Origin of the sequence: Vibrio sp. PID23_8, assembly GCF_003584965.1 — a bacterium.
Classification (GTDB): Bacteria; Pseudomonadota; Gammaproteobacteria; order Enterobacterales; family Vibrionaceae; genus Vibrio.
In genome coordinates this window covers 123,815-144,904 of record NZ_LIXE01000003.1, presented here as the reverse complement: position 1 = coordinate 144,904, position 21,090 = coordinate 123,815, and the positions used below count along the sequence as shown (strand labels likewise).

16 protein-coding genes and 1 pseudogene are annotated in these 21,090 nt (G+C 46.1%); 3 read left to right on the top strand and 14 right to left on the bottom strand.

Going from position 1 to position 21,090, the window contains the following annotated elements:
• Positions 1-15: 15 nt before the first annotated feature.
• On the top strand, positions 16-2,430 hold the full coding sequence (ppsA, locus tag AK966_RS07155; RefSeq protein ID WP_119463822.1) for a phosphoenolpyruvate synthase: 2,415 nt from the start codon (positions 16-18) through the stop codon (positions 2,428-2,430).
• 37 nt (positions 2,431-2,467) lie between these two features.
• On the opposite strand, the gene AK966_RS07150 is transcribed toward ppsA, so the two are convergent.
• The 4 genes from AK966_RS07150 to AK966_RS07135 all read right to left on the bottom strand — a co-directional run bounded on the left by AK966_RS07150 (position 2,468) and on the right by AK966_RS07135 (position 7,373).
• Positions 2,468-3,298, bottom strand: a complete 831-nt coding sequence (locus AK966_RS07150; protein ID WP_253252639.1) for an FAD-binding oxidoreductase — start codon at positions 3,296-3,298, stop codon at positions 2,468-2,470.
• Complete coding sequence (locus AK966_RS07145) at positions 3,288-4,322, bottom strand: 4Fe-4S dicluster domain-containing protein (RefSeq protein ID WP_119463821.1); 1,035 nt, start codon at positions 4,320-4,322, stop codon at positions 3,288-3,290. Before AK966_RS07145 ends, AK966_RS07150 begins: the two co-directional genes overlap by 11 nt.
• Positions 4,319-6,439 (bottom strand): formate dehydrogenase subunit alpha, encoded by a 2,121-nt coding sequence (gene fdhF / locus AK966_RS07140; protein ID WP_119463820.1) that lies wholly within the window; start codon positions 6,437-6,439, stop codon positions 4,319-4,321. The genes AK966_RS07145 and fdhF overlap by 4 nt, the downstream gene beginning before the upstream one ends.
• Before the next feature lie 106 nt (positions 6,440-6,545).
• The gene (locus AK966_RS07135) at positions 6,546-7,373 is read right to left on the bottom strand and encodes a formate/nitrite transporter family protein (RefSeq protein WP_099077927.1); all 828 of its coding nucleotides are present in this window, start codon (positions 7,371-7,373) and stop codon (positions 6,546-6,548) included.
• A gap of 106 nt (positions 7,374-7,479) precedes the next feature.
• Between AK966_RS07135 and AK966_RS07130 the strand changes: the two genes are divergently transcribed.
• Complete coding sequence (locus AK966_RS07130) at positions 7,480-10,197, top strand: cation-transporting P-type ATPase (protein WP_119463819.1); 2,718 nt, start codon at positions 7,480-7,482, stop codon at positions 10,195-10,197.
• A gap of 410 nt (positions 10,198-10,607) precedes the next feature.
• Here the strand turns inward: AK966_RS07130 and AK966_RS07125 are convergent.
• Positions 10,608-10,814: pseudogene (locus AK966_RS07125) on the bottom strand (IS5 family transposase); the annotation flags it as partial.
• Here AK966_RS07125 and AK966_RS07120 point away from each other — a divergent pair.
• On the top strand, positions 10,798-11,808 hold the full coding sequence (locus tag AK966_RS07120; protein WP_259343744.1) for a tyrosine-type recombinase/integrase: 1,011 nt from the start codon (positions 10,798-10,800) through the stop codon (positions 11,806-11,808). The pseudogene AK966_RS07125 and the gene AK966_RS07120 sit on opposite strands and share 17 nt — an antisense overlap.
• On the opposite strand, the gene rfaH is transcribed toward AK966_RS07120, so the two are convergent.
• The 9 genes from rfaH to AK966_RS07075 all read right to left on the bottom strand — a co-directional run bounded on the left by rfaH (position 11,805) and on the right by AK966_RS07075 (position 21,089).
• Positions 11,805-12,290, bottom strand: a complete 486-nt coding sequence (gene rfaH, locus AK966_RS07115; RefSeq protein WP_119463818.1) for a transcription/translation regulatory transformer protein RfaH — start codon at positions 12,288-12,290, stop codon at positions 11,805-11,807. The two genes, AK966_RS07120 and rfaH, sit on opposite strands and share 4 nt — an antisense overlap.
• A 33-nt stretch (positions 12,291-12,323) precedes the next feature.
• Positions 12,324-13,391 carry a UDP-N-acetylglucosamine--undecaprenyl-phosphate N-acetylglucosaminephosphotransferase gene (gene wecA / locus AK966_RS07110; protein WP_119463817.1) on the bottom strand — a complete coding sequence of 356 codons (1,068 nt, stop codon included), beginning with the start codon at positions 13,389-13,391 and terminating at the stop codon, positions 12,324-12,326.
• A gap of 108 nt (positions 13,392-13,499) precedes the next feature.
• Positions 13,500-14,909: a sulfate adenylyltransferase subunit CysN gene (gene cysN, locus AK966_RS07105; RefSeq protein WP_119463816.1), complete on the bottom strand. Its 1,410-nt coding sequence runs from the start codon at positions 14,907-14,909 to the stop codon at positions 13,500-13,502.
• Between the two features lie 89 nt (positions 14,910-14,998).
• The gene (locus AK966_RS07100; RefSeq protein WP_119463815.1) at positions 14,999-15,961 is read right to left on the bottom strand and encodes a DHH family phosphoesterase; all 963 of its coding nucleotides are present in this window, start codon (positions 15,959-15,961) and stop codon (positions 14,999-15,001) included.
• Between the two features lie 241 nt (positions 15,962-16,202).
• Positions 16,203-16,832, bottom strand: a complete 630-nt coding sequence (gene cysC / locus AK966_RS07095; protein WP_119463814.1) for an adenylyl-sulfate kinase — start codon at positions 16,830-16,832, stop codon at positions 16,203-16,205.
• 51 nt (positions 16,833-16,883) lie between these two features.
• Positions 16,884-17,237, bottom strand: a complete 354-nt coding sequence (locus AK966_RS07090; protein WP_119463813.1) for a four helix bundle protein — start codon at positions 17,235-17,237, stop codon at positions 16,884-16,886.
• 188 nt (positions 17,238-17,425) lie between these two features.
• The gene (gene cysD, locus AK966_RS07085; RefSeq protein WP_119463812.1) at positions 17,426-18,340 is read right to left on the bottom strand and encodes a sulfate adenylyltransferase subunit CysD; all 915 of its coding nucleotides are present in this window, start codon (positions 18,338-18,340) and stop codon (positions 17,426-17,428) included.
• Positions 18,341-18,648: 308 nt separating this feature from the next.
• Positions 18,649-20,379 carry an SLC13 family permease gene (locus AK966_RS07080; RefSeq protein ID WP_119463811.1) on the bottom strand — a complete coding sequence of 577 codons (1,731 nt, stop codon included), beginning with the start codon at positions 20,377-20,379 and terminating at the stop codon, positions 18,649-18,651.
• 53 nt (positions 20,380-20,432) lie between these two features.
• A complete protein-coding gene (locus AK966_RS07075) occupies positions 20,433-21,089 on the bottom strand; it encodes an ABC transporter ATP-binding protein (protein ID WP_119463810.1) in 657 nt (218 codons plus the stop codon).
• Between the last annotated feature and the right edge of the window lies 1 nt (position 21,090).

The following is a 21,090-nucleotide window of genomic DNA, read 5'->3' as shown; positions in this document are numbered from 1 at the left end:
ATAAGGAGATTCGCCATGCAAGCAGACACCACACAACCGTTGATTTATCACTATTGCCAGCTCCGTGCTAGTGATGTTGCTCTTGTTGGTGGCAAGAATGCGAGCCTAGGTGAAATGTTCAATCAGCTCGGTCAGTCAGGTATCCGTGTGCCAGACGGGTTTGCCACTAGCGCACAACTCTACCGTGACTTTCTTCATCAAAATGAACTCGATTTACCAATAGCGACCCTCTTAAATGCAATGGATAGCGGAGAGTTAAGCCTTGCTGATGCAGGACAAGAAATCCGCACCCTAATTTTCCAAGGTAGCTTTACCCAAGCACAAGAACAACGCATTCTCGAGGCTTACCATCTGTTAAGTGAGCACATCGGTGTACCCTTGGCTTCCGTAGCGGTACGCAGTTCGGCCACCGCCGAGGACTTACCTGAGGCCAGTTTCGCAGGCCAACAAGAAAGCTACCTCAACATTTGTGGTGATGAGGCCGTACTCACCGCCTGCAAACAGTGTTTTGCTTCACTGTATACTGATCGTGCAATTGTTTATCGCCAGGAGCAAGGGTTTGAACATCAGCAAGTCGCGTTGTCCGTGGGTATACAGCAAATGGTCGAATCGCAATGCGCCGGTGTTATGTTCAGCCTTGATACGGAAAGCGGCTTCCCAGATGTGGTGTTGATTAATGGCAGTTGGGGGTTGGGCGAAACGATAGTCAAAGGCTCCGTCACGCCAGATCGATTCATGGTCTTCAAACCTCTACTCAAACAGGAAAACAAACGACCGATTATTGAAAAACAGCTCGGTAATAAACGAGAAAAAATGGTGTTCAGTGAACCAGGAAACACCGAACAACCCACGATGACTCTACCGACCGATGAAGTGGAACGTAACCAGTTAGTGCTCAATGATGATGAGGTTTTAAAGCTTAGCCATTGGGCGATGATTATCGAACAACATTATGGCTGCGCCATGGATATGGAGTGGGCCAAAGACAGCCATAGCCAACAATTGTTTATGCTTCAAGCTCGGCCAGAAACCGTGGAAACCCATAAAAACCGAGCCGTGATCGTCAATTATCAACTGGAGAAAACCACCGCACCTATTCTTCTTGAAGGAGCCAGTGTGGGTGGCGCTGTTGCCGTAGGAGAAACGTATACCATCATGTCACCAGACGATATTGACGCCTTCCCTGAGGGCGCGATTCTTGTGACCGAGCGAACCGACCCTGATTGGGTTCCTCTTATGCGAAAAGCGGCGGGGATCATTACCGACTCTGGGGGACCAACAAGCCATGCCGCCATTGTCAGCCGTGAGCTTAAAGTTCCGGCGATCGTGGGGACGGAACACGCGACACAAAAGCTCACCACAGGGCAGACCGTAACATTAAGCTGTGCCAAGGGGGCCACTGGTCAAGTTTATGACGGTGTCGTCAACTACCATACTCAACAAATTGACCTGACTTCTTTACCGTCGACCCAAACTCAAATCATGATTAACGCAGCAATGCCGGATGGCATTTTTCATTGGTGGCAACTGCCCACGGCTGGGATCGGGTTAACTCGCATTGAGTTCATAATCTCAAGCCAAATTGGATTGCACCCTATGGCGCTGCTTTATCCAGAGCAGGTTACCGACCCAGAAGTGAATAACGACATTAAACAACGATGCCAAGGGTTTACCACTCTGGCGGATTATTTCACTGACAACCTCGCGCTCGGAGTCAGTAAAATTGCCGCCAGCCAATATCCAAAACCTGTCATCGTCCGCATGTCCGATTTCAAATCAAACGAATATCGAGGTCTGTTAGGTGGCCAATATTTTGAGCTTAATGAAGAAAACCCAATGCTCGGGCTAAGAGGGGCATCACGCTATTACCACCCTCGCTATCGTGAAGCATTCCAACTTGAATGTAAGGCAATCAAGAAAGCCAGAGAAGAAATGGGCTTTGATAATATCATCGTCATGATCCCATTTTGTCGAACCGTCAGTGAAGCGGATAAAGTCCTGGATGTTATGGCGCAAGCCGGACTCAAACGAGGAGAAAACGGGCTTGAAGTCTACGTCATGTGTGAGATCCCTTCCAATGTCATTCTCGCCGACCGTTTTTCCGAAAGGTTTGACGGTTTTTCAATTGGGAGTAACGATTTAACTCAGTTAGTGTTAGGCATTGACCGTGACTCTGCGGAGCTAAAACCGATGTTTGATGCCCGAGACGATGCAGTTAAAAGTCTCATTGAACAGGTCATTCAGGTCGCTCACCGCAAAGGCAGAAAGGTCGGAATTTGTGGCCAAGCACCATCGGATCATCCTGAATTTGCTGAGTTTCTCGTTTCATGTGGTATCGACTCAATCTCACTCAATCCGGACTCATTTGCCAAAGGGTGTGAGGTGATTGCGAAAGCAGAAGGATCGCTAACAAATGATACCAAGCCATAACCTCCCACTGAGTAGTTCTTGAGTTAACTCTGTTTCTTTATTCTAACGGGGATAGGAGCGCTCTTGCATCGGTCCAGCTGAACGTTGGGCCGCGAGTGCACACATATTGGTTTTTCACATAACAATGCCCGCACAAACCCACCGCACAATGCATCCGACGCTCCAATGACAAATAAATCGAGTGGGTATCAATGCCACAAGCGACTAAATACTCGATGACCGCACACATCATCAATTCTGGCCCAGAAATCAACACGCGTTCCGGCAATTCAGCAAAGGTCTCTAATACCTTGGGCAAAATGCTCACCGCAGTCCCTGGGTAATAGTCAAGCGGTTCTAAATCAGAAGCATCTTCAACCACATTAAAGATAGGTATAAGGTGCTGCCAGCGATCCCGTTCAGGCGTTAGCATCAAGGTGTTTTTACTGCGAGTCGCATACACCACCGCTAACTGATCAAAATTACCCTGCTCAATAAGCTGCTCTGTGATGCTCACCAAAGGAGCCATTCCGCAGCCTCCTCCAATGATAAGAACCTTTTTATCTGCCAGTTCATTAACAGGCCACCCCTGACCAAACGGGCCTCGTGCGCCTAACACATCACCGATTTTTTGCTCAAACAGTGCTTGTGTCACACCCCCCATCATACGGACAAGTGCGCGAAAGTTTCCCTTTTCATCGGGTAACGCCGTGAAGGTAAATGGCGCTTCACCAACGCCGGGCACACACAGCATAAAAAACTGCCCGCTTTGCGCTTTCAGCCACGTAGATGTCACCTCAAGTAATCGAAAATGATAATGGCGGGTATTTTCCCCATCGTCATAAAAATCAATAATTTCAATACGAACTGGTGTTAGGCTATACATCATCAGCCATCCTTTTCATTAATGAATGTACTCCAATGACGCCTGGGCACGTCTGTTCACACCGACCGCAACCCACGCAGCCATAACGACCAAATTCAGGCACAAAGTCCAGACTAAACTTGTGATACCAAAATCGCTCAACCCTTGTCCCTGCTTCTTTAGACGGATTGTGGAAACTTGCTTCACGTTGAAAGCCTTCATACAAACAGGAATCCCAGAACCTCACTTGAGAAGTGCTAACCTGAGCCGCAGTATCCGAGGTCGTTATTGAGCGAGTACCAAAGCAAGAACAGGTCGGGCAAAGCGTTGTACACCCAGAGCAGCCAAGGCACTGTATGCCAATCTGCTGCCAAAACTCCGGTGATATTCTGCCCTCCGTCACTTTGCTGATGCCATCCAGTAAGTACTGATCATCAGGAAAAGCCTGCTCGCAGTGTGCTATATTTTCCCAGCGCAGACTCATATCGTGGGGCGTAGCGAGCTCCAGCTCTAGTCCCTGCAATGACAGTTCCCCTCGCTCAGACAGCACCACTAATAACCAACGATCACCATCAAGTGGATGCAGTACTAAGTCTGCGGTCTCATCTCGCACGCTTGGGCCAGCATTTACCGTTGGGCAAAAACCATGTTCACACGGCTGAATACAATCAACACCAATCAATAATGCTTGTTGACGGCGAGCCTGGTAATAAGGATCGTTTTCAAAAAACAGATCTTGGTAGTGAATCGCCATCAAATCACAACTTTGCACACCAAACAAAACAAAGGGCTCTACGTCGGGTAGCGTTTCCTTAAAAAACTGCCCATCAAACACATACAGAGGTTCTTGCTCTGCGAAGAAAAATGCTTTGGCAGAATGCGTCGGTTTACTGTCCACCAGCGGGGGTAAATCACTGCTGTCTACTTGTTGCCAGTAGCTATCCCCTTGCTTTTTTTCACTGTGCTCGACAACCTGATACAATGCTCGCTGACGCAATAGGTGTGTTCTCATCGCGTCTAATGAATCTAACAGATACGTCTTATTCATTTTGTCCCCTCCTGTCGTTGCCAAACCGCACTAGGCTGATGATCTACAGCTAGAGGTTCGACCGCCACTGCACACGCTTTCAGCTCCGGCATTTTAGTAATTGGATCTTGCGCGGTATTGGTTAACTGATTTGAAGGTGCTTCTTTAAAATGATAAGGCATACTCACCAAACCAGGTGGTACATCGTCCGTAATCATTGCACGAGTTTCTATGTATCCGCGACGAGAGCGAACACCAACAGGACTATATAGTGAAATACCTAACCCACTGGCGTCCTGGGGATTAATAAATAATATTCCGGGCGGAATTTCTCGTTCAAGCAGCGGGGATTTACGGGTCATGGAGCCACAACCATAATGGAAATGAAGACGATTGGTGGTCAATAACAGTGGATACTGTTCATCTGCGGGTTCTGCAATAGGTACATAGTGCACCGGCGTTAAGCGTGCTCGCCCAATAGGAAATGTATTTTGATGAAGCACCGTCGTTCCCTCAGGCGCGTCATCATTGCAAGGCCATTGTAAGCCATGGTTCTCCGCTAGCTTTGCGTAACTCATGCCTTGATAAGATGGTGTCACAGAGGCCATTTCATCAAAGACCTCTTCACTATCACGCCAATTGAGTGCCTGACTGCCCATCCTTTGTGCGAGGGCTTGTAACCACTGCCAGTCCCCCATCGATTCTCCAATCGGTGACATCGCAGGGTTAATACGTTGAACGCGGCGCTCACAATTGGTAAATGTGCCCGCTTTTTCGGCAAAAGAAGCCGCAGGAAGAATATAGTCAGCCAATTTAGCCGTTTCTGTCATGGTCAATTCCGCTACCACCAGCAGCTCTAACGACTTATACGCTTCACGAACGTGGTTTTGATCTGGGTCCGTAACAACAGGATCTTCACCAAATAAGATTTGCGCGCGAAACTCTCCTTCCAACGCCGCTTTTGTCATCCCTAATGAAGTCAGCCCTGGCGTTGCTGCCACTTCACAGCCCCAATACTCAGTAAATCGCTGTTGGGTATCTGCATCATCAACGGATTGATAGCCGGGATAGACATTCGGCAGACAACCCATGTCGCAGGCACCCTGGACATTATTTTGCCCACGTAACGGATTGATTCCCGTTCCGGGCCTACCAATGTGCCCGCAAACCAATGCCAGATCCGCTAAAGCAATCACATTTGAAGTACCACTAACAAATTGTGTGATTCCCATTCCGTATAAAATCATCGCACGATCAGCTTGGCTATAATACTCCGCCGCTTCACGGATCGAATGGGCATTAAGGCCTGTGATTTGCTCTACCGACTCCGGCGTGACCTCTTCGACCTGTTTCGCCAACGCATCAAACCCTTCACAGCGATCGTTAATAAACGTCTTATCATGCCATTGGTTACTTAAAATTACCTGAATCATGGCGTTAATTAACGCGATGTTCGTGCCCGGATTTAACTGTAAATGTAGATCGGCCAACTTAGCTAAACGCGTTGTCCTTGGATCAATGACAATCAACTTCGCCCCTGACTGTTGGGCGCGTATCACCTGCCCACCAAGCACGCTATGGTTCTCGGTTGGGTCAGCGCCGATAACCACAATGACCTCCGCTTCAAACAAATCTTTGGTGCTGTTGGTCATCGCGCCAGATCCGAGTACCTGTTTCAGCCCGGCTACCGTCGGGCTGTGGCAAATACGCGCGCAATGATCAATATTATTCGTGCCTAATACGGCTCGGGCAAATTTCTGCGCCGCGTAATTGTCTTCATTGGTTGCACGGGCGCTACTGATCACCCCTGTCGCGTTAGGCCCAAACTCGTTAATGATATCGTTCAGCGTGGTGCTGATACCATCGAGCGCTTCCTCCCAACTCACTGGGATAAACTGATCACGGATGCGTTTTAAAGGCTGAGTAATTCGATTGTCAGGAGAAATAGCATAAACACTACTCCAACCCTTATCACACAACTGGCCTTGGCTAATAGGATGGTGACGCAAGGGGCTTGCACTGCGTACTTGCCCACCGTCGTCACAAGAAAGAAGCATTCCGCACCCAACACCACAAAATGGGCAGACGGTCTGAGTGGGTCGTGGGGTTTTAGACGGCCTATGTTTGTTTTTTCGCATCGCTATAACCTTGCCACTTGAAACTAGCTAGATTATAGCAGTCGCCTACCCCCTTCGCCCGAAGGCCTATTAGCCTTTCTTTTGGGCGTGATGGCCGATGAATAAACTATTCGCGATGATGTGTTGGCCCGCGTAAGTAGATAACGTGATAAACCAACCCGACGAACACGCTGCCACCAACTAAGTTACCTAGAATCACAGGTAACAGATTACCAAGAAACCCCAAAGTGCTGACCGAATCAGCGACTTCAACGGTACCTGAGCTTTGCAGCATCATCGCCAGTGGAATAAAGTACATATTGGCGATACTGTGTTCAAAGCCTGCCGCCACAAAAGCGGAGATAGGAAAAACGATCGCGGCCACTTTATCTACCACACTGCGTCCCGCAAGTGCCATCCATACCGCCATACACACCAGTACATTACACAACACACCACGAAAGAAAGCCGTCCAGAACGGCATCTCACATTTCGCTGCGGCTATCTTGGCGTAGGTTAGCGCAATCGCCCCCTGATTCATCTCTGGGTGCCCAGAAAGAAAGACCAAGAGCGCGACCCCAACCGCGCCGACAAAGTTCGCCAAACAGACGACCAACCAGTTTCGCAAAAGTTCAGCGGTGGTGATTTTTCTGTCGGCCCATGCCATAGCCAATAAGTTATTGCCAGTAAATAATTCTGCGCCCGCAACAATCACCAGAATCAATCCCAAGGAGAATGTGAACCCTCCCAACACTTGCTGCGTGGCAAAACCCAATGAGGCATCCGACTTAACGATGGTGAAATACAATCCCCCAAGACCAATAAAAGCACCCGCCAAAATCCCGAGCATCACCATCGACAACAATGGTAAGCGAGCTTTCGTCACACCAATCGAATCGACTTTCTCGGCAATTTGCTTGGGTGAAAACGCATCAAAACCATAAATGTCAGCCATGCGAACCTCCAGTTTCGCCCACGCCATACCCATAACCTAGTTCATATCGTATAATTATCAATCAATAAAGATGTTCTCCAGCGTGCAAAAAGCAGGAGGCTTTCGTATGGAAGAAATCACTAACGGCTGGCACCACAAGTCAACCGAAGATACCTTTTCTGAGCTCTCTACCCAGCCACAAGGGCTGAGTTCACGCGAAGCTGGACTACGTCTTGCTAAATTCGGTGCCAATAAACTACCAACCTCTCAACGTCGTTCCGTAATCAAGCGTTTGCTTGCCCAGTTTCACAATGTGCTCATTCATGTACTGCTGATCGTCATCCTGATCACGGCACTTATTGGTCATTGGATCGATGCCGGCGTGATTGCTGGCGTTGTCTTTATCAATGCCATCATTGGTTTTGTACAAGAAGGTCGAGCCGAAAGCGCACTAAATGCGATTCAAGCAATGCTCGCGCCAACAGCATTAGTATTACGAGGCGGTCATCAAGAAACTATCAAAGCCGAACAATTAGTGATTGGTGATGTGGTTATCCTACAATCAGGGGATCGCGTACCCGCCGATCTTCGTTTGTTTCGTACCAAAGGCTTCCAGATTGCCGAAGCGGTATTAACGGGCGAATCCGTGACGATTGAAAAGGCCACGACTCCCGTCAGCGCTGACAGTGAACTGGCAGAGCGGCGCTGCATGGCGTATTCAGGGACCATCGTTACCCACGGTCAAGGGTCAGGAGTGGTTGTGGCCACAGGGATAAATACTGAGCTAGGAAAAATAAGCGCATTGGTTTCTCAGGTTGAACCTGCTACGACACCATTACTAAAACAAATCGCTCAATTTAGTCGATGGCTGACCGCATTCATCTTGATCATTGCCATCGCCACTTTTGCCTTTGGTTTACTGGTTCGCGGTTACCCAATCACTGATATGCTGCTAGCGGCCATCAGCTTGGCCGTTGCTGCGATTCCAGAAGGTTTACCTGCCATTATGACCATCACGCTCGCGATAGGGGTCGAGCGAATGGCCAAGCGGAACACCATCATTCGCAAGCTTCCCGCAGTAGAGACACTAGGGGCAGTAACGGTTATATGCACCGATAAAACTGGGACTCTGACGCGAAATGAAATGACCGTGCGAAATATCATCACCAGTGATCATCAATTTGAGCTCAGCGGTACCGGCTACGATCCTCATGGCGTGGTGAGTATTAATCAGCAAGCGACCTACCCCGAACAACAACCTCTACTTAACCAGACCATTCGTGCCGCAGTATTGTGTAACGATGCGACACTCATTCAGCATGGACAACAGTGGCAAGTTCAAGGCGATCCAATGGAAGGAGCACTGCTTATTGCTGGAATCAAAACCGGGTTTGATGCTGAGATTGAAAACAAGCTTTGTCCAAGAACCGACCTGATTCCATTTGAATCAGAGCACCGTTTCATGGCCACACTACACCACAGCCACGAAGGAGAGGCTTTTATTTTTCTTAAAGGCGCACCAGAGCGGGTTCTGGACATGTGTAACCAGCAACTAATCTATGACAATAGTAATAATGATAGTAATGACCGTACCGTAACGGCCGCCATAGACCGCGCTTATTGGCAGCAACAAATCAATACAATGGCTCAACGAGGTATGCGGGTTTTAGCACTTGCCTATCGACCTACCGAACTCAACCATCTCGAACTGACGTTTGATGATGTCAAAGACAATCTCATCATGCTAGGGCTCTTTGGCCTTATCGACCCACCGAGAAAAGAAGCCATTCAAGCGGTGAGTGAGTGCAACAATGCCGGCATCCGTGTAAAAATCATGACCGGCGACCATGTGCTGACTGCACAAGCGATCGGCCAACAGATTGGGCTTATCAATAGCCAAGATACCCTCACTGGCCAGCAAATCGATTCGTTTACTGATGACGAACTATTCGCCCTTGCTGCACAAGTCGATATCTATGCTCGAGTTAGCCCCGAGCACAAAATGCGACTGGTCAACACGCTACAAAAACATAACCAAATCGTGGCGATGACCGGAGATGGCGTCAATGACGCCCCCGCATTAAAGCGATCAGATATCGGCACCGCAATGGGAGTCAATGGCACCGACTCAGCCAAAGAAGCCGCAGAAATGGTACTGACTGATGATAATTTTGCGTCCATTACGGCAGCAATTGAAGAAGGACGAGCGGTATATGACAATCTAAAGAAAGCCATTTTATTTATTCTGCCAACCAATGGCGGTGAAGCACTGATCATCTTGGCAGCTGTGATGTTTGGTTTTCAAGAACTCCCCCTCACACCGATTCAAATTCTCTGGGTCAATATGGTCACCGCCGTCACGCTTGCGTTATCGCTAGCTTTCGAGCCCAAAGAACCCAAGCTGATGCAACGTCCACCACGACCACCCGGATCCCCACTTTTAACCTCCCACCTTATTTGGCGAGTTATCTTTGTTTCTCTCATTCTTATGTTAGGAACACTAGGGATGTTTGTTTGGGAAATGGGTCAACAAGACAACATTGCCAGAGCAAGGACGATTGCTGTCAATACGTTGGTAATGTTCGAGGTATTTTACCTATTCAACGCACGATTTATCCTCAGTTCCGTTTTCTGCCGCCAAGGTTTATTGGGCAATGTTTACGTACTCGTCGCGATAGGCTTTCTCACGGTTTTTCAGGCATGTTTCACCTATTTGCCAACGATGCAGAGACTATTTGGTACCAGTGGACTCGAATTAGAGGTATGGCTACGAATATGCCTCGTCGCATCTTCGGTACTGTTCTTAGTCGAATTGGAGAAGTATTATTTGAGAAATAGGCAGTAATGTGAGAATTGACAATATACCTCAAGGTGCTTAGGTATAAATGCATTACCTCCATCTCAATCACCGCAGCAGCAAAAAGCTCTCTAGCACTTCTCATCGTCAATGCCTCTTTACAACTAACTCTATACCCAAGTGACTTCAAGATACAGGATTCAGAGCGTTGTCACTGATTCCCTGATTACCGAAAATAAGCAAGGAAAACAACGAAGCGTAATAGGCAGCTTTTTCCAAGCTGTTTGACGATGCTATTTATTCAACAAAGAACGTACTTCCGTGACACGCTCTCAAAGGGCCCTATTTGCTGATAATAAGGGCCTTGGTTCACATGCTTTGTTAACAATTTTCAATTTAGAACCACGTTGTTGATCAAATCAGCTTGAGGGTCAACGACGCCATAATTTGACTAATCGTTAGTTTCTAATAGGCATACCTGGTCCTATGACTTTATTTATAGCTTTGACATTTGCCATGATTTCTCCCACTTGATCGTTGTAACATCTCAAGCTCAATTTACCGCTGGTTAGTCCTTTATATCGAGACATTGCGGTCTCAGATATTGAGCGATAGTGGTAACCAGACTCAGGTTTCCACTCCGTTATTGTGCCGTTTTTAGAAGCAGCCGAATACCGAAAACAAATAGCAGAAGGTATCGATCCAAAACGTTCCAGAGAAAATAAAAAAACCGAAGAATTACGAAAGCACAACGATAATTTTCTCACAGTCGCAACGATGTGGTTTGAGAGGAAACGTAAGTCAGTCAGCCCTGATCACGCTAAGCGAATCTGGAGAGCACTTGAGAACTACGTTTTTGATCACTTAGGAGCTCTTCCAGTAAGTGCTATTAGTCGACGTGATGCCATTGAAATTCTTCGCCCTCTAGAAAATGATGGGAAACTGTCCACTATCATAAGAATTTGTCAGAGCCTTGACCAAATAATGGAGTATGCTGTGGCAAGTGATGTGATTCGCGCTAACCCACTAACCAAGATGATCGATTCATTTGAGAAACATAAAGTTAAAAATATGCCGACTATACACCCCGAACTACTAGGTGCGCTAATGACTCGATTGTTTCAGAATGAAAACCTCCAAGATAAGACCAAACTGCTCATACTATGGCAGTTGCACACGATTTGTCGCCCAAAAGAAGCGGTGAGAACACGCTGGAAAGACATTAGTGAAAAACATCAATGCTGGACTATACCTGCCGAAGAGATGAAAGGAAGACGGAAACACAGGGTTCCTCTGACCAAACAGGCAACGAATATTCTTGAGCAGATCAAGGCACAAAGCGAAGGCAAAGAATTTGTTTTTCCAAATCAACGAGATCCTGATGGCCATATGTGTTCATCCACTGCTAATGCTGCTTTAAAACGGAGTTTAGGCTATAAAGGCGTACTCGTTTCACATGGTTTAAGAGCGATAGCTTCCACCGCATTGCATGAGCAAGGGTTCGATACACTGCACATAGAAGCTTGTTTAGCACATAAGGATCAAAATATGACAAGAGCAAGCTACAATCGTTCAGACTTTTTCGAGCAAAGAAAAGAAATCATGTGCTGGTGGAGTGAGTATATTGAAAAAGCCTCTAAAGGTCTGTCTATTTCTTAAGCCAGAATAGGCATTGATGTGACGGATGGAGACTTGTATTGAGATAACATTTGTAAAAAGAGGTGCTCTCGCCGCTCTCCACATTTTTCTTTAAACACGGCGTCAATCCCACCATGGCTATTCATTTCCACGTCTTTATCTAATGGTGCAAATTTTTTTCTATGCAGATCGCTAAGAGAGTCATAACACTTGAGTGTTGCCACTAGCTCTGCTGGCACCTCTTTTGGGTTGGTGCCGAAGCGCACAAAATCCACCACCCCACGCGTTGACCTTATTGCACTAAACAGCAAACTTTGCTGATCATTAAAACTGACAAACATATAAGATGGGTACAAAGGCTCATCAGCTTGCTGTATTTTACTCTTAGAGGTTTTCATCACTTTTATTTTTGGATAAAAGCATTCTACATTTTGATTTGTTAGATGTTGAAAGGCACGCTGCTGTTCATATCGTTTACAGTAGACTAAATACCATCGTTTCATCAGTTGACCGTCACTCTTTTTTTAATTGAAACTTTAAACATGAATATTCTTGAATTTTCGAGCTTTTATCCATATTCCAAGGCGATTCATGCCGTTTATATAAGCACCAAAAAGCAGCAAAAATCCAAGCAGCATATAGCGTTCATGAATCTGACTCATTTCTGCCCACACACCAACGGCGGCAAACAGCAAAGAAGCCATTGACAACAATATCAGCGTTTGTGAAGCGCTGAGGCCTACCCGCATACAGATATGATGCAGATGCAGTCGATCGGCTTTAAATGGAGAGCCGCGCTTTTTACAGCGGCGTATTATCACCATACTCATATCCATTACAGGAAGAGCAACAAGCCATAGAGCGTTAACTGGGCTTATAACAATTTCATCGACATCAGATGCCATAGGTTGAGAAGCGTGGAGGAATAACCAAATAACCGTAAACCCAAGCAAAACACTGCCCGCATCCCCCATAAAGACTTTCATTTTATGACCAAATAATTCAGACAAGTTGCAAATCATATAAGGCACAAGCGCTGTGATAAAAACAAGACAAAAAATACCTACGCTGTTTTCGCCTTGATGGAAGAACAAAAACGACAACGCAAGCAGAGTCACTGATGACAAAGCCCCGAGTAAGCCGTCAAGCCCATCAATCATATTAAATGCGGTCATTGCACCAATGATCGCCACCATGGTAAACCACCAAGATGATGACCCAAGTGAGACATTCCCTAAACCAAACAGGTTCCCCAGCGAAACAAAAGCGATTTTTTGCGAATAGATTAACCACAAGGAAAGAGCGATTAAGGCCACTAAGCGAACACTGGCTCTAATATCAAATTTATCATCTAATGCGCCAATTACGACAAGTAACGTACAACATAATAAATACACACTCTGGTTCGGGATCAGCTCAGGTTTCCAAAGACACACAACACATAAGGTCACATAGATAGCAATGCCACCGACCAAAGGAATGTCACCGTGATGGCGCTTTCTGCTGTTCGGTTTATCCACTAAGCCTATAACACGGGCCCATTTACCAAGTAGCAATAAGCTGATGCTCGCTATCACGAGCGTAAATACAAACAAAAACAACATGAAAGGCGTCCATCTGGATTAAATGTAAAGGCATTCTCAATGCGCACTCCAACAAAAAAGAGCAAGCGTTGGTCGCCTGCTCTTTTTCAATTTCGATTCGCGTTAGAATTAAATCTCTGCACAGCCCCATTCTGGGTAATGTTTACGAATATATGCGTTAAGCTCTTTCTCTGCGCTTGAATACTGGCGAATTGCGTCGTCACCACCCACAGCGACAACACTCACCATGCCAGCACCCACCGTCACATTAGATAGGCGATCAATAATAATAAAAGAACCCGTTTGTGGTAATGACTGATACTCATCAATCGCTACTTTATCGGTTAACTTAACGTTTGCCAGTGCAATTTCATTCAAAGCGAGCGTGTCAGCATTTTCTGCATGCTTATCTAGCGTATTTACATCCACTTTATGCATCAACTGACTGATTTTGCCGAAGCAAGATTTGGTCGCAAACTTAAACGCGTATTCTTTATGTGTACGTAATGGCGTTTCATCCATCCACACGACGTGAGCTTCCAGTTGGTTTACTACTGCTGGCTCATGCCCTTCATGTACCAACATGTCACCACGAGAAACATCAATTTCATCTTCTAAGGTGATAGTGATCGCTTGCCCCGGTTGCGCTTGCGCTAACTCACCATCGTAAGTGAAGATAGACTTCACACGCGAACGCTTACCCGATGGCAGTGCAATAACTTCGTCGCCAATACGTACAACACCAGATGCCAATGTGCCGCAGAAGCCTCGGAAATCGAGGTTAGGACGGTTCACATATTGCACCGGGAAGCGCATCTGCTCTAAGTTTTTGTCTTGAGACACTTTTACCGTTTCAAGTAACTTCATCAACGTCGCGCCTGGGTACCAATCCATATGCTCACTTGGTGTGACCACGTTATCGCCTTTCAAAGCAGAAATCGGCACAAAACGAATATCGTCAATCGCAAAGCCTTTCGCCATTTCACGATAATCGGCTTTGATTTTTTGGTACACCTCTTGGCTGTAATCCATCAAATCCATTTTGTTGATTGCAACAATAATGTGCTTAATGCCAAGTAGACTACAAATGTAGCTATGACGACGCGTCTGAGTTTGAATGCCATGACGAGCATCCACCATCACAATCGCCAAATCACAGGTAGAAGCACCCGTTACCATGTTACGAGTGTATTGCTCGTGCCCTGGGGTATCTGCAATGATAAATTTACGCTTATCTGTCGAGAAGTAACGGTAGGCAACATCAATCGTGATCCCTTGCTCACGCTCAGATTGCAAACCATCAACAAGCAACGCTAGGTCAAACGCTTCGTCGGTGGTATTGAACTTTTGCGAGTCCTTTTCAATCGCCGCCATTTGATCTTCGTAAATCAGTTTGCTGTCAAAAAGCAAACGACCAATCAACGTTGATTTGCCGTCATCGACGTTACCACACGTCAAAAAACGAAGAAGATCTTTATTTTCGTGAACGTTTAAATACGCTTCGATGTCCGTTGCGATTAAATCAGAAGAGTGTGACATGTTTAAATCCGTAAATTAGGTTGCGAGGTACAAGGTATTTGATTTAAGGGAAACGCCTCTTGAATCTTGATCCTTGCACCTCAAATTAACTAAGCATAAAAGCCAGTTAATGCCTGAATAAATTTCGCTTTATCTGCTAGGGGTAACTGATTGATGCCCGCAGCGGCTTTTCGTCCACCGCCCGTCGGAAATGCAGAGCAGACTTCATCTGCGCCAATACGATTATTTAATGGCGCTCGGACGCTGACAGTATAATCGGAGCCTGACTCGTTCATTGTCAGCACCGCATGTGCTTTGCTTGGGGTGGTGTTGGCTAAATCATTGCTAAATACGCCACTAATGCGCCTTGCCCATGCTTCATTGGGCAACTCATACACACAGCTCACATCCGTGTTTTCTAGCGGAGCAAGGTCAACGATGTAGCGATAATCTGATGCATAACCACTTTTAAGCTGGTAGTAAGGAGAAGCCATGTCATCGCGCAACATCAGTGGGCATGGGTATGCCAAGAGTTTGCGATACAACTCGGCAGGCTCAATATGTAAATCGCTCAAGCTGGCACCATAACCGTTGTAGTTAATGAGTGTACCGAGCTCGAGTAAAAATTCGGTGTCTTCTTCACTGAGTGATAGTGTTGCTGCCAATTGGCGAGCTTGAGCAAACAAGTTGTCACCAAAAGCCCCCACTACCGCCCACTTAGCAAATTGTCCTTGTAAGTGCTCATTGACCAAAAGGCTCGTACACACCTCTGGTGCCAAGTCAATTAGGGCCGTTAATCTTTCAGAGACCGGAACATCACCCGTTCGGTGATGATCGCAATAAAACACCGAAACACCTCGATCCAATAAAGCCATCAGCGGCTCGAAATTTTTCTCCATCGAGATATCAAGCACCGTCACTGAATCGACATCCGCCTGTGCCGATACTTGGCGAAGCAGTTTGATATCTCGCTTTACGCCGGTAATCAACTGACTTGATTTAGGCTGCGCGAAGCGTAATTGCAGCAACGAGATAATACCGTCAGCATCACCATTAAAGACATCATAATGCATAAATATTCCAATTCTCGGGAAGGGCAAGTAGCAAGTAGCAAGTAGCAAGTAGCAAGTAGCAAGTAGCAAGTGGGTTTTCACCTAACAAACCAGTCAACAGTTAATTTTGACTGCTTTTCCTGCTATTTCTTTCGTTTTCTCTTCAGCTCTTACTTTTCCCTTTGGCGCAAAGCGCACCTTTATCCATTTTCTTTTGCTCTTGCTTTACTTTGGTGCGAACGCACCACTTTTACCTTTTACCTTAAATATATTTCAACTCTTGCAGTTGCTTAACGACATACTCTGCACATTCTTCAACTGATTTTTCGGCTGTTTTCACGTGAATATCTGGTGCCGTTGGCGCATCGTACGCAGAATCAATCCCAGTAAAGTGCTTGATCTCCCCTGCGCGTGCTTTTTTGTACAGCCCTTTCGGATCGCGGCTCTCACACACCTCTAATGGCGTATCAATAAACACCTCTAAAAACTGTCCATCTTCAAGCAGTGCCCTCGCCTGATCGCGATCGGCTATAAATGGAGAAATAAACGCCGTAAGAACAATACAACCAGAATCAACAAACAATTTGGCCACTTCACCAATGCGGCGAATGTTTTCGACTCTGTCGCTATCACTAAAACCGAGGTCTTTATTCAGTCCATGGCGCACGTTATCACCATCGAGCAGATAACTGTGTTTACCTAGGCTTAGCAGTTTGCTTTCTACTGCGTTCGCAACCGTCGATTTACCCGAACCACTTAAGCCGGTAAACCATAGTACCACGGGCTTTTGCTGCTTAAGTTGAATACGGTCTTGGTGCGTCACTGTCGTGTTGTGCCAAACCACGTCGTCACTTACTGACTCATTCGCTTTAAATTCGTAAGGAGATAACATTTCTCTACCTATATTGATAGGGGGTTAAAGTTGAAAGTTGAAAGTTGAAAGTTAGGATGTCTTAATTGATTTCATCAGACCAGACAACATTTTTGATATTTCCTCCACTTCCAGTAACCAGTCTTTGCCGGTTTGGGTGGGAATATATCCAATCTCAATACCAATGTAGATTTGGGTTCGTAGCTCGCCACTCGATCCTTTTGAATAAGAGAGAAAGAGCTTAAATTCCTTGCTAGATCTTCGTTCAAACCCTTCTGCAATATTGCTCGGAATAGACAACGCTGAACGTGTAATTTGATCTTTAAACCCAAAATCTTTCGATTCGACAAAGTGCTTATAAATATCAACTGTTAATCTTGATGCTTTCTGCCAAACCTTCAACTCCTCAAATCGGTTTACCCTCATCTCATAACCTCTAGTATATAGAATCAATTATGAAATCAAGAAAATCAAAAACTTGCCGATTAGTCGATCTTATGTACAAACCATCCGACCCATTGCACAATAATGACCCGATTCAACTTTCTACTTTCATTGCAAAGCAATAAACTTTCCTCTTTACGCCGAAGGCGTACTTTTTTCTTAGGCTTCGCCTAAAAATAACCTTCGCGTTTTTTCTTTTCCATTGAGCCAGAACTGTCGTGGTCAATCGCTCGGCCTTGGCGCTCAGACGTGGTGGTTAGCAACATCTCTTGGATGATTTCAGGTAGCGTCGTGGCTTCTGATTCCACCGCACCAGTCAGTGGGTAGCAACCCAGAGTACGGAAGCGAACCATTTTCTCTTCTGCGACTTCGCCTTCTTTCAATTCCATACGCTCGTCATCCACCATGATCAACATACCATCACGTTCAACCACAGGGCGAAGTTTCGACAGGTACAAACCTGGGATTTCGATGTTCTCTAGGTAAATGTATTGCCAGATGTCCAGTTCCGTCCAGTTAGAGAGTGGGAACACGCGAATACTTTCACCTTTGTGTACTTTACCGTTGTAAATGTTCCACAACTCAGGACGTTGGTTTTTTGGGTCCCAGCGGTGATGCTCATCTCGGAAAGAGTAAACACGCTCTTTTGCTCGCGATTTTTCTTCATCACGGCGTGCGCCACCAAATGCCGCATCAAAACCGTACTTATCCAACGCCTGCTTAAGCCCTTGCGTTTTCATGATATCGGTGTGCATTGAACTACCATGCACAAATGGGTTGATATCCATCGCTAACCCTTCAGGGTTTTGGTGAACAATCAGCTTCATACCTAACTTGTTTGCCATGTAGTCACGAAACTCGATCATCTCTTTGAACTTCCATGTCGTGTCCACATGCATCAAAGGAAACGGAGGAACACCTGGTGCAAAGGCCTTTTTCGCCAAGTGCAACATCACTGAAGAATCTTTACCCACCGAGTACAGCATCACTGGGTTATCAAACTCAGCGACGACTTCACGCATGATATGGATAGACTCAGCTTCAAGCTGTTTCAAATGTGTCATACGTTCTGGAGATATTCTCATTCAAATTGTTCCAATACTAAAAGATGTAAACTAAATTCGTTGTACGAACTGGTTATGTCAAGTGGAAAGTGGAAAGTGGAAAGTGGAAAGTGGAAAGTGGAAAGTGGAAAGTGGAAAGTGGAAAGTGGATTCTTTATCTAGCCCTCCAACCAGTCAACGTTAATTTTGACTGCTTCTCCCATTCTTTCACTTTTTCTTCGCGTTTACTTGTCACTTTGGTGCGAATGCACCACTTGTACCTTTCTGACTTTGGCGCAAAGCGCCACTTTAGCCTTGCTACTTGTGCCTTTAACCTTTTTGCCTTCTCTTTAAACCCCATAAAAATAGACAATGGCAGAGATAACAATGCTGCCGTAAAGCAAACTCATCGGAAGCCCGACCTTGATAAAATCGGACAAGGTGTAGTGCCCGGCACTGTACACCATCAAATTGGTCTGATAGCCATAAGGACTAATAAAACTGGCACTCGCACCAAACGCGACCGCCAAGATAAAACTGTGCAAATTACTGTCTAGGCTAATTGCCATCCCATACGCAATCGGGAACATGAGCGCCGCTGCCGCATTGTTCGTCACCAGCTCGGTAATAAGCCAAGTGAACACATAAACCAATACCAAGCCCCAAAATGGGCTAAGCGCGTGCTGATGTTGTGAGATAAACCCGCTGAACATCGCTAATGCTTGCGTATTAGACAGTGCTTGGGAGAGCAACAGTGCCGAAGCGATGATCAGCCAAATTTGCCGAGGTAACCTCGCAATCATCTCATTGGCAGACAAACATTGGCTTAGTAGTAGCATACCTAGCAACAGCAGCATGCCTTGAAAAAGCGGCACGAGTTCTAATGCCGCTAACGCGATCGCGGTAAAAAAACCAAAAGTGGCCAAATGCGCTTTAGGCCCCGTTAGCAGGTGCTCTGTCTCTACCCCACTAATAAAGTAAAAGTTTTTGCTCAAGTTGTGTCGTGAGTGAAAGTCTTTACCGACCGCCAGCATAAGATAATCACCAGGGTTTAGTCGAATATCCCCCAACTTACCCGAGAGTGCTTTGCCGTCACGCTTTATGGCAACCACCGCCGCATCAAACAAGGCTCGGAACCCGACATCTTTCAGCGTTTTTCCCGCCAATAAACTCTCTGGGCGAACCACCACTTCGGTTAAATTTTGAAGCGGTAATCCATTCTCATCAGCAAACAAACTTAACCCGTCAAACTGGTTGAGTAAGGTCACTTTTTTAATGTCGCCACTAAACAATAACCGATCATTTTCTTCGATGACTTCTTTAGGCGAGACAGGAGAGATCAACCGGCCATCACGCAAGATCTCGACCAAAAACAAGGATTCCAGATTACGAAGACCGTTCTCTTCGATGGTACGTCCAATCAAGGAGGAAGAGGCCAAAACTTTCGCATCCGTAAAGTAATCGGCAGCGACTGTTTTTACATTGGCATGGTTTGGTAAAAACCGAGACAACCCGAACAACAACACGCCACAGCCCAATACCAACACACTGCCCACTAACGTAAAATCAAAAAATCTAAGAGGCGCTAAACCAACATCTAGCACCATGCTGTTTACGATAAGGTTGGTAGAGGTGCCGATCAGCGTGAGCGTCCCTCCCAAAATTGCCGCATAAGAGAGTGGTAACAGCAACTTACTCGCCGCATGGTGCGGATTATTTCTAATTGGGGCCAGCATGGTAGAGACCACAGCGGTATTATTCAGCAGCGCCGAAGAAAACACTGTCACGCTGTAAAGGCGGAACCAAGTTTGCGCATAATTGGGTTTAACCACAAACGCCGCTACTTGGCGCAATAACGTAGTCTTCTCCAAAGCGATGGAGCAGACCATAAGCAAAACTAACGTTAACAAGCCTTTATTCGCGAAGCTGTTAATCACTTGCTCAGTGGTGACCATGTTGGTGCAATACAAGGTAAGCAGTAGCACACCAAAAACCCGTTCCGGTTGCGCCTGATAACGCACTAAACCAACGATGGTTAAAATAAATAAAACGATAACAAAAAATGCAGAAAACTGATCCATGATGGATTTCTCGATATGGAAGTACCTAGGTCCTAGGTCCTAGGTCCTAAATTCTATTTCCCTAAGCCGTTGTAGACCGTTATCGCTTGATCCAAATCCTCGTAGAAGGTTAACTCACCTTGATGCAAAATCACCGCACTGTCACAAAACTCGCGGATCTCTTTCATATCATGGCTGACCATGATCAAGCTGGCATCTCGGCTTTTATCTAACAGCGCTCGCTTGGCCTTTTGGCGAAACTTAGCATCACCGACCGAGGTGGCCTCATCAATCAGATAGACATCAAAATCAATCGAGATACAGCAACCAAACGTTAACCGAGCCCGCATACCGCTAGAATACGTTTTTACCGGTAAATCGTATTTCACGCCGAGCTCAGCGAAGGCTTTTACTTTTTCCTCAAACGCATCCAGATCCGCCACACCATTCACACGGCCAATAAAGCGAGTGTTCTCTCGCCCCGTCATTTGTGGGTGGATCCCTGTTGCCAATGCGACCGGCCAAGAAATGGCGTTATCAGAAATTACCTTTCCTTTATTTGGGTATTCACTCCCTGCGAGGATACGAAATAACGTGGATTTACCTGCACCATTGGAGCCTAACAGGGCGATGTTATGCCCTGCAGGAAAAGTAAAACTGAGATCTTGAAAGATGTATTGCTTACCCAAATCTGACGGGTAATACTTGGTTAAGTGAGATAGGGTAATCATG